Source organism: methanotrophic endosymbiont of Bathymodiolus puteoserpentis (Logatchev) (genome assembly GCF_900128525.1).
Classification (GTDB): domain Bacteria; phylum Pseudomonadota; class Gammaproteobacteria; order Methylococcales; family Methylomonadaceae; genus Methyloprofundus.
This window is the reverse complement of record NZ_FQTQ01000159.1, coordinates 1-2154: the sequence shown is the minus strand read 5'-3', so window position 1 is coordinate 2154 and position 2154 is coordinate 1. Positions and strand designations below refer to the sequence as shown.

Annotated in this window: 2 protein-coding genes; both read left to right on the top strand. The window is 42.7% G+C overall.

The annotated features are described in order from the left end of the window. The first annotated feature begins 130 nt into the window (after window positions 1–130). Complete coding sequence (locus tag BQ7314_RS16190) at window positions 131–430, top strand: permuted SH3 domain-containing protein (protein WP_483444643.1); 300 nt, start codon at window positions 131–133, stop codon at window positions 428–430. 12 nt (window positions 431–442) lie between these two features. Beyond that, window positions 443–2098, top strand: a complete 1656-nt coding sequence (locus tag BQ7314_RS12220) for an efflux RND transporter permease subunit (RefSeq protein ID WP_174483968.1) — start codon at window positions 443–445, stop codon at window positions 2096–2098. The last annotated feature ends 56 nt before the right edge of the window (window positions 2099–2154 follow it).

Here is a 2154-nt window from a genome sequence, read left to right as displayed (position 1 = left end):
AACAGCACATCCACTAGCGGCGTGCGATCTTCTTCATTTATCTCTGGCAGTTTCGGTTTAGGCGAGTTCATAGAATATATTGTAAAACAACTTTTAAATAATTGCCTGTGGATAATGAGAAGTTACTGAAATTGATGAAATAGTACCCGAAGTAGATCCTGCAACACGGACTATTTTAATCAAAGCCTCTTTACCCATCAGCACCGGCTTACAACCGGGCTTATTTGGTTGGCTAGACCAAGCGTGCAGTCAACATGAAGGCTTAATCATACCCGCCACGGCAGTGCGTAAAATTGGCCAACTGGAAGTTGTAAAAGTGCTTATAAATGAACAGCCACAGACTCGCCAAGTGCGTACAGGTGAGCATTACGGACAAAATGTAGAAATTCAATCCGGCCTGAATGAAGGCGAAATGGTCATCATTCAATAATCGGAGTTAATCATGAGCGAACATCAGCACATAAAATCAAGCACGAATAACAACACAAAAACAAGCATCATTACCCGTATTGTCAAACTATTTACCATTGGCTCACTTTCACCTATGCTAATTATTGCAGCTATCATGGCGGGAGCTGCTGCACTCATTCTGACACCGCGCGAAGAAGATCCGCAAATTATCGTCCCCGTTATGGATGTGATGATTGAATTTCCAGGTGCATCTGCAGAAGAAGTTGAAAAATTAGTCACCACACCTTTAGAGTCCTTATTAAAACAAATTGAAGGGGTAGAATATGTCTATTCTGCCGCCAGCTCGGGTATGGGCATGGTCACTGTTCGTTATTATGTCGGTGAAGAGCTTGAAAATAGCTTGGTCAAAACTTGGAGTAAGGTCATGTCTAACCAAGATAAAATGACTCCAGGCATTACCCGGTGGATTGTAAAACCGGTTAATATTGATGACGTACCCATTGTCCTGCTCAATTTATCTTCTGCTTCCAGCAATCAGAGTGAAATGTCCTTACGCCGCACGGCTGATGAGTTAATTGCCCGTTTACGTGATGTAGATAATGTCGCTAACAGCTGGGTCGTTGGCGGTGCACGCCGACAAATCACCGTGTACCCAGACCCTGCTGCGCTAGTTGCTCATGGCACATCCATCATAGAAATTATCCAAGCAATTGGTAGTGCTAATATCAATGTCGATGCAGGAAATTTTGCCAGCAATAATCAACAAGTTTTTTTAGAGGCAGGCCCACACTACTCAACACCGAAAGAGGTAGGTGCTACCGTTATTAAAAGTGCAGGAGGACGCTTAGTCTATTTACGTGATGTGGCTCGTATTCTCGACGGCGGAGAAGATAAAAATACTTATACACGTATCGGTTTTGGTCCCGCATCAGAAAAAATGCGCTTATTGGATATAAACCAAAAAATCACCGGACAGGCCGGCAAAGAATGGCCTACCGTAACGCTTGCGATTGCCAAACGCAAAGGCAGTAATGCCGTTCAGGTTGCTGAAGATGTCATTGCCAAAGCTAAAAGTTTTCAGGGCACTATCGTACCTAATGACATCACTATGTCCATTAGCCGTGATAACGGCGAAACTGCAAACAATAAAGTTAATGAATTAGTCGAACATTTAATGTTCGCTATCCTGATTATTGTTATTCTCATGATCTTTTCTCTAGGCAGCCGTGAATCACTGATTGTCTCGATTGCCGTGCCCGTAACCTTTGCTTTTACCCTACTTCTGGACTTACTGTTCGGTTATACCATCAACCGAGTGACCTTATTCGCCTTAATACTATCCCTTGGTTTACTGGTCGATGACCCTATCGTCAATGTCGAAAATATTCACCGACATTATTTATTACGCAATGAACCGCCACTCCAAGCCTTATTATCAGCCATTCAAGAAGTCTTACCACCAACAATTGTGGCCACTTTTGCCGTTATCTTAACCTTCTTACCGATGTTTTTTATTACTGGTATGATGGGGCCTTATATGGCACCTATGGCGTTTAATGTCCCAGTTGCCATGCTAATTTCACTGATTGTTTCTTTAACGATCACACCTTGGGCCAGCTATCTATTACTAAAACGCCATGACCATGATGACGAGCAAGGCTTCGATTTGCCTGAATTCAAGTCATAAGTGCATAACCCAGTAAATTTTTTATATCTACCCCAGTTAGCTCTTCAAAAGCTTCA